6 protein-coding genes are annotated in these 7,597 nt (G+C 70.7%); 3 read left to right on the plus strand and 3 right to left on the minus strand.

Going from position 1 to position 7,597, the window contains the following annotated elements; translation table 11 throughout:
• Window positions 1-1,164, plus strand: a 1,164-nt coding sequence (locus tag GXP76_RS32410) for a membrane dipeptidase (RefSeq protein WP_242575192.1), incomplete at its 5' end; no start/stop codon positions are given.
• Between the two features lie 16 nt (window positions 1,165-1,180).
• Here GXP76_RS32410 and GXP76_RS32415 read toward each other — a convergent pair.
• A complete protein-coding gene (locus GXP76_RS32415) occupies window positions 1,181-2,527 on the minus strand; it encodes a UDP-glucose/GDP-mannose dehydrogenase family protein (protein WP_242575193.1) in 1,347 nt (448 codons plus the stop codon).
• Window positions 2,528-2,753: 226 nt separating this feature from the next.
• Between GXP76_RS32415 and GXP76_RS32420 the strand changes: the two genes are divergently transcribed.
• Window positions 2,754-3,926, plus strand: a complete 1,173-nt coding sequence (locus tag GXP76_RS32420; RefSeq protein WP_242575194.1) for an acyl-CoA dehydrogenase family protein — start codon at window positions 2,754-2,756, stop codon at window positions 3,924-3,926.
• Between the two features lie 102 nt (window positions 3,927-4,028).
• On the opposite strand, the gene GXP76_RS32425 is transcribed toward GXP76_RS32420, so the two are convergent.
• The gene (locus GXP76_RS32425; protein WP_242575195.1) at window positions 4,029-5,309 is read right to left on the minus strand and encodes an LCP family protein; all 1,281 of its coding nucleotides are present in this window, start codon (window positions 5,307-5,309) and stop codon (window positions 4,029-4,031) included.
• A gap of 119 nt (window positions 5,310-5,428) precedes the next feature.
• Here GXP76_RS32425 and GXP76_RS32430 point away from each other — a divergent pair, with 119 nt between their 5' ends.
• Window positions 5,429-5,977 carry an acyl-CoA thioesterase gene (locus GXP76_RS32430; RefSeq protein ID WP_242575196.1) on the plus strand — a complete coding sequence of 183 codons (549 nt, stop codon included), beginning with the start codon at window positions 5,429-5,431 and terminating at the stop codon, window positions 5,975-5,977.
• 179 nt (window positions 5,978-6,156) lie between these two features.
• Here the strand turns inward: GXP76_RS32430 and GXP76_RS32435 are convergent.
• Window positions 6,157-7,597: LCP family protein (locus GXP76_RS32435; protein ID WP_242575197.1), on the minus strand; the 1,441-nt coding region annotated here is incomplete at its 5' end.

Genomic DNA, 7,597 nt, shown 5'->3' on the forward strand with positions numbered 1-7,597 from the left:
CTACGGGACGACCCCCACGACTCGGACTCGACAAGCGCGGCCGGCGACCTCGACCCGCCGCCGGAGCCACCCGCCGCGGAGCCGGCGGCCACGGCCACCGCCACGGCCACCCCCGCGTCGTCCGCCGAGCGCGCCGCCACGCTGCTGGCCGCGCACCCCGTCATCGACGGCCACAACAGCCTCGCCCCCACCCTGCTGCGCCGCCGCGCCGCCGGGCACAGCCACGACCTCGAACAGGGCGAGAACTTCCTGGACACCGACATGCCGCGGATCCGGGCGGGCGCGCTCGGCGCGCAGTTCTGGTCCCTCCAGGTGGCCGACGACGCCGACGACGAGGACCGGGCCGTCAGCACCACGCTGGAACTGATCGACGTCGTACGGGACCTGATCGCGTCCTGCCCGGAGAGCCTGCGCCTCGCGCTCGGCGCCGGGGACCTGGCCGACGCCCGGCACTGCGGGCGCGTCGCCTCGTTCCTCGGCCCCGTCTCGGGCCGGGCCATCGGCGGCTCGCTCGCCACGCTCCGCGCGTTCCACTTCCTCGGCGTGCGGGTCCTCGCCCTCGCGGGCGCGCGCTGGGCGGACGACGGGCTCACCCGCTTCGGCCAGGAGGCCGTCCGCGAGATGAACCGCCTCGGCGTGCTCGTCGACCTGTCCGGCGCGTCCGGCGAGACGGTGCGCGCCACCCTCGCCGTCACCAAGGCCCCGGCGATGTTCTCCCACTCCGCCGCCGGCGCCCTGACCGCGGACCCCGGCAACGTCCCGGACGAGATCCTGGCGCTGCTCGGCGCCAACGCCGGTGTCTGCATGGTGAGTTTCGACCCGGCCCTGATCCACCGCGACGGCCGCGCCCCGGCCGTCTCCGCCGTCGCCGACCATGTCGAGCGGGTACGGGACGTGGCCGGCCCGCAGTGCGTGGGTCTCGCGGGGACCTACGGCCGTGAGGCGGACGCGCCCCGCACCGCGGGACTCGAAGACACCTCGTGCTACCCGCGCCTGATCACCGAACTGCTCGACCGGGGCTGGGACGACACCCAGATCACCGATCTCACCTGGGGCAACGCGGCCCGCGTGGTGCGCGACGCCGAGTTCCTGGCCCGCGCGGCCCAGGGCCGCCGCCCGGCCTCGACGGCGACGATCGAGGAACTGGACGACGTGCGCCGGTAGTTGTGCCCGCGGCCGGTCAGGCCCTCGGCCGCCCCATCGCCCGGTACGTCCAGCCCGCCCCGCGCCACACCTGCGGGTCCAGCGCGTTGCGCCCGTCGAGGATCAGCCGCCGCGTCACGGCCTCGCCCAGCTCCGCCGGGTCCAGCTCGCGGAACTCGCTCCACTCGGTCAGGTGCAGTACGACATCGGCGCCGCGCACGGCCTCCAGCGCGGACTCGGCGTAGCCGAGCGTCGGGAAGATCCCGCGCGCGTTGTCCATGCCCTTCGGGTCGTACACGGTCACCTGGCCGCCCTGGAGATGGATCTGGCCCGCGACGTTCAGCGCGGGGGAGTCCCGTACGTCGTCCGAGTCCGGCTTGAACGTCGCGCCCAGGACCGCGACCCGCTTGCCCAGGAACGACGAGTCGCCGCCGACCGCCTCGCGCGCCAGCTCCACCATGTGGCCCCGGCGGCGCATGTTGATCGAGTCGACCTCGCGCAGGAACGTCAGTGCCTGGTCGGCGCCCAGCTCGCCCGCCCGCGCCATGAACGCCCGGATGTCCTTGGGCAGACAGCCGCCGCCGAAGCCGATCCCGGCCCGCAGGAACTTCTTCCCGATGCGCTCGTCGTAGCCGATGGCCTCCGCCAGTTTCACGACGTCACCGCCGGCCGCCTCGCAGACCTCGGCCATCGCGTTGATGAAGGAGATCTTGGTGGCGAGGAAGGAGTTCGCGGCGGTCTTCACCAGCTCCGAGGTCGGGAAGTCCGTCACGACGAACGGCGACCCCTCGCCGATCGGTGTCGCGTACACCTCGCGCAGCAGCTTCTCGGCACGGTCGCTGGCCGTACCCACCACGATCCGGTCGGGGCGGAGCGTGTCCTGGACGGCGAAGCCCTCCCGCAGGAACTCCGGATTCCAGGCCAGCTCGACGTCGACGCCCACCGGCGCCAGCTCGGTCAGCCGCCGCGCGAGGCGCTCCGCGCTGCCCACCGGCACGGTCGACTTGCCGACCACCAGCGCCGCGCGGCCCAGCCGCGGGGCCAGCGAGTCGAAGGCGCTCTCCACATAGCTCATGTCGCACGCGTACTCGCCGTGCTTCTGCGGGGTGTTCACGCAGACGAAGTGGATGTCGCCGAAGGCGCCGACCTCCTCCCAGGAGGAGGTGAAGCGCAGCCGGCCGGTCGACCCCTCGAAGCCGGCGACGTGCTTGCGCAGCAGGTCTTCGAGGCCGGGCTCGTACATCGGTGCCCTGCCCGCCGTCAGCATCTCGATCTTCTCGGGGACGACGTCGAGCCCGAGCACGTCGAAGCCCAGCTCCGCCATGGCCGCGGCGTGGGTGGCGCCGAGGTAGCCGGTGCCGATCACAGTGATCTTGAGGGCCATGGGTGCTCCAGGGAGTGCGGTCGGGAGGCGTTGCACCGGGTGCGATCGCAGCCGCGATCGCACCGCGAGTGCGGTGCCCGAGCATAGCCGCGCCGTCGGGACCCCTTTTCGGGCGCCTCGGGGCAAGGTGCGGGAGCTGTCGGGAAACTCACGTACGCCCCCGCGCCGCGGGCCTCTAAAATTGGGGTTACTTAACGGTAGTTAGCATTCAGGGGAGTGGAAGACCGTGGCCGGATCAGCTGATTTCGACCTGTACCGCCCGTCCGAGGAGCACGACATGCTCCGTGACGCCGTGCGCGCGCTCTCCGAGGCGAAGATCGCGCCGTTCGCCGCCGCCGTGGACGAGGAGGCCCGCTTCCCGCAGGAGGCGCTCGACGCGCTGGTCGCCGCCGATCTGCACGCCGTCCACGTCCCCGAGGAGTACGGCGGCGCCGGTGCCGACGCCCTGGCCACCGTGATCGTCATCGAGGAGGTCGCCCGCGTCTGCGCGTCGTCCTCGCTGATCCCGGCCGTGAACAAGCTCGGCTCGCTGCCCGTCGTACTCGCCGGCGGCGACGACCTGAAGAAGAAGTACCTCGGTCCGCTGGCCAAGGGCGACGGGATGTTCTCGTACTGCCTCTCCGAGCCGGACGCGGGCTCCGACGCCGGCGGCATGAAGACCAAGGCCGTACGGGACGGCGACAGCTACGTGCTCAACGGCGTGAAGCGCTGGATCACCAACGCCGGCGTCTCCGAGTACTACACGGTGATGGCCGTCACCGACCCCGACCTCCGTACGAAGGGCATATCGGCGTTCGTCGTCGAGAAGGGCGACGAGGGCGTCTCCTTCGGCGCCCCCGAGAAGAAGCTCGGCATCAAGGGCTCACCGACCCGCGAGGTCTACCTCGACAACGTCCGCATCCCCGCCGACCGCCTCATCGGTGCCGAGGGCACCGGCTTCGCGACGGCCATGAAGACCCTGGACCACACCCGCATCACCATCGCGGCCCAGGCGCTCGGCATCGCCCAGGGCGCGCTCGACTACGCGTCGGGCTACGTCCGGGAGCGCAAGCAGTTCGGCAAGCCGGTCGGCGACTTCCAGGGCGTCCAGTTCATGCTCGCCGACATGGCGATGAAGCTGGAGGCGGCCCGCCAGCTCACCTACTCCGCCGCCGCCCGCTCGCAGCGCGTCTCGGACGGCGGCGACAAGGAGCAGCTGACCTTCTTCGGCGCGGCGGCCAAGTGCTTCGCCTCCGACGTGGCGATGGAGATCACGACGGACGCGGTCCAGCTCCTCGGCGGCTACGGCTACACGCGCGACTACCCGGTGGAGCGGATGATGCGCGACGCCAAGATCACCCAGATCTACGAGGGCACGAACCAGGTCCAGCGCATCGTGATGGCGCGCAACCTGCCGTAGCGCGCGACCGAACCGGCCCGCCCCTCCGCGGGCCGGTACCCGCTCGTGAAAGAGGCAGGGGGCGCCGTCGGCGCCCCCTGCCCCGTTTCCCGCACGACCGGATCAGTCCGAGGTGACGGTGACCTTCTCGTCGTTGTTCAGCTGGTCCACGAGCTGCTTGACCTTGGCCTTGTCCCAGACCAGGTTCCCGCCCTTGCTGCCCGAGATCGGGATGTTCATCGACGTGCCGTCGCCGCCCGTGACGCCCTTCATCGCGAAGAACATCTGGCTCAGCGACCAGAGGGACATGTCCTTGTCGACGATCAGGGTGTCCAGGCCCGCGCCCAGCGTCGGGTAGAGCTTGAACGGGTTGAGGATCGTGCCCGGCGTGGCCGTCTGCGAGGCCAGGGCCGCCAGGAACTTCTGCTGGTTCTTCGTCCGGTCGAGGTCACTGCCCGCGAACGCGTACCGGGTACGGACGTACGCCAGGGACTGCTCGCCGTCCAGCGTCTGCTTGCCCTTCTGGAAGTCGGCGCCCGACTTCTTGTCCTTGAACGCCTTCGGGATGTCCAGCTCCACACCGCCGATCGCGTCCACGATGTTGGCGAAGCCCGCGAAGCCGATCTCGACGTAGTGGTCGATCCGCAGACCGGTGTTGAACTCGACCGTACGGACGAGGAGTTCGGGCCCGTCCTCCGCGTACGCCGCGTTGAGCTTCGTCTCACGGCCCTGGTTCGGGAACATCTTCCCGGACTCCGAGCCGCGGAACGACGGGATGACCACGTTCGAGTCACGCGGCAGCGAGACCAGCGTCGGGCCGTTCGAGCCGTCGTGCAGGATCATCATCGAGTCCGTGCGCTTGCCCTCCGCGCTGCCCGTGTGGAGGTTCTTCTTCTCCTCGTCGGACATGCCCTCACGGCTGTCGGAACCCACGATCAGATAGTTCGTGCCGTCCCCCGACCCGGGCCGCTCGATCACCTTCGAGAGGTCGACCTCGCGCTTGAGCTTGGAGTCCGCCCAGAAGTACGTGCCTATGGAGACGGTCAGCAGAACGACGACCAGGGATATCGCGGTGATCTTGATACGGCGCCGCCAGTCCGGTGCTTGGTCCGGGGGGTAGCCCCCGCCGTTGTCGTAGGAACCCTGCGGGGGCACCCGAGGCGGCCCGCCCTGACCCCGGCCGGCCGGGGAGCCGTAGACCTGTCCGGTGTTGTAGTCACTGCTGTACGGCGGCGGGTCGTAGCCCCCGTCGTACCCCTGCGACGGCTGCTGGGGGACGGCGCGCCGCTGCACGTGCGGCATGGCGCGCGCTCCCTCGGGCTGCGCGCCCGCGCTGCCGCGTCCGTAACGCTCGCCGCCACGGTCGGAGCGGTCGCCGTTCCATCCATCAGGCCAATCGTTCATGCCGACCAGTGTGCGGCTCGGAGGTGTCGCGCATACAGGGGTGGAGGAAATTCACAGCCTCCCTGTTGCCAAGCTGATGCAATGCGAGCCGTGACTGACCCCCGCATAGGGTGGAGGGCATGACAGACCAGGCCGTCCGCCCCGAGACAGATATTCCGGGTAAGCCCACCTCGGCGTCCCGCACCACGCTCAGCCACATCATGACCGGGAGCGACACCAACCTCCTCGGCACGGTGCACGGCGGCGTGATCATGAAGCTCGTCGACGACGCCGCCGGAGCGGTCGCCGGGCGGCACTCGGGAGGGCCCGCGGTCACCGCGTCCATGGACGAGATGGTCTTCCTGGAGCCGGTACGGGTCGGCGATCTGGTCCATGTGAAGGCACAGGTCAACTGGACGGGCCGGTCCTCCATGGAGGTCGGCGTCCGCGTACTCGCCGAGCGCTGGAACGAGTCGACCCCCGCCCAGCAGGTCGGCAGCGCCTATCTCGTCTTCGCCGCTGTCGACGCGGACGGCAGGCCCCGCCCCGTACCCCCGGTGGTCCCCCAGACGGAGCGCGACAAGCGGCGCTACCAGGAGGCGCAGATCCGGCGCACGCACCGGCTCGCCCGGCGCCGGGCGATCAAGGAGCTGCGCGAGAAGCGCGCGGCGGAGGGCATCGACGACTGACCGTGCCCCGCCCCGTATTCAGCCCGTCCGGCGATTGAGGACAGGAGCGGCCCAAGAGCCGCGCAACCCGGTCGACGTCCCCAGCCACAGCACGACGCCCTGCCGACGGCTGGTCGTCCTCAACCGCCGGACGTGTTACGTGCCAGGGGGCAGGCCCGGCCCGGGAGCCGCGCGCCGTGTCACGGACACACCACCTGGTCGCCGGTCACCGCCCCGAACTCGCCCTGGTGGGCGTTCTCCGCCCGTACCGGCCGCACCGTCTCGTAGTCCTTGCCCGCCATCACCTTCAGCGTCGCGCCCTGCCGGGGCACCGGCCGCAGCTCACAGCCCGGCAGAGCCGCCGCCAGGGACTTCGCCGAGCGGTCCCAGCGCGGGTCGAACAGCACCTGTGTGCGCGTCGCCTCGGGCCCCGTGTGGTTCAGCGGGGCCCGAGTCGTGTCGAAGCCGGTCCCGCGCAGGGCGCCGTCGACCCGCTGGCCCAGACCGTCCTGCCGCGTCGCGTTGTAGACCTGCACCCTGATCTGCTGCGGTGACACCTCGACCATCGAGGCCGGCGGCTCCCGGGGCCCCTGCGGCCCGCGCGGCCCGTCGGGGGTCGACGGGGTGAGCGGCTTGTCCTCGCGCAGTGCCCGGAAGAGCTTCTTCGACTTCACCGGGTCCCACTTCAGCGTCGATCCGATGCCCTTGACCGGGAAGCCCCCGGTGGTGACCGGCACCGACGTGAACTCCGACGACGCCGGTGTGAAGTCGCGCATCGCCTTGCCAAGCGTGAGCATCTCCTCCGTACCGAAGCCCTTGTCCGCCCGCACCGATTCGAGCATCGTCGAGGTCACACCGCGCAGCTTCACCGGGTTCAGCAGTACACCGCTGCTGGTGGCCTGCTTGACCAGCGCCGCCATGAAGCGCTGCTGGCGCTGCATCCTGCCGAGGTCGGAGGAGCCGTCGAGATAGCGGGACCGTACGTACTGAAGCGCCTGCCCGCCGTCCAGTTCATGCGTCCCGGCCTTCAGATCGAGGCCGGTGTGCGAGTCCTTCAGCCGCTTGGCGGTGCAGATCTCCACCCCGCCGAGCGCGTCGACCGTCTTCATGAAGCTGGTGAAGTCGATCTCCAGATAGTGGTTGATCTTCACGCCCGTCATGCTCTCGACGGTCCGGACCGTCAGATGCGGACCGCCCTCCGAGTACGCCGCGTTGAGCTTCACCGGGTGCGGTCCGTGCTTGTCGCCCGTGGTCCCGTCGGTGTGCGACGGCAGCTCCGCGTAACTGTCGCGCGGCAGGCTCACGACGCTCGCGCGCTCCCGGTCCTCCGAGATGTGCACGAGCATGATCGTGTCGGTGCAGCGGCAGGGGGCGCCGCCGAGCCGGTACTTCTTCCGCTCCTCCTTGGTGATCTTGTCCCGGCCGTCGGTGCCGACGAGGAGGATGTTCATGCCGTGACCCGCGTCCGGGCGGTTCTTCATGTCCTTGAACGGGTCGACCCGGTCGATTCCCGTGTCGAGGCTGGTCACCAGCGCGTGGCCGATGCCGCCGGCGCCGAGGACCAGTACGGAGACGGTGGTCGCCACCCGCATCCCCCAGCGGGGCCGCCCGCCGCGTCCGCCGCGCGCGTTCCGGGCGTTC

Source organism: Streptomyces sp. NP-1717 (genome assembly GCF_022695985.1).
Lineage (GTDB): Bacteria > Actinomycetota > Actinomycetes > Streptomycetales > Streptomycetaceae > Streptomyces.

Bases quoted from the DNA above. Each gene is read 5' to 3' on its own strand.
- GXP76_RS32415 (WP_242575193.1), bottom strand. From the start codon at position 2,527: ATGGCCCTCAAGATCACTGTGATCGGCACCGGCTACCTCGGCGCCACC.
- GXP76_RS32425 (WP_242575195.1), bottom strand. From the start codon at position 5,309: ATGAACGATTGGCCTGATGGATGGAACGGCGACCGCTCCGACCGTGGC.
- GXP76_RS32430 (WP_242575196.1), top strand. From the start codon at position 5,429: ATGACAGACCAGGCCGTCCGCCCCGAGACAGATATTCCGGGTAAGCCC.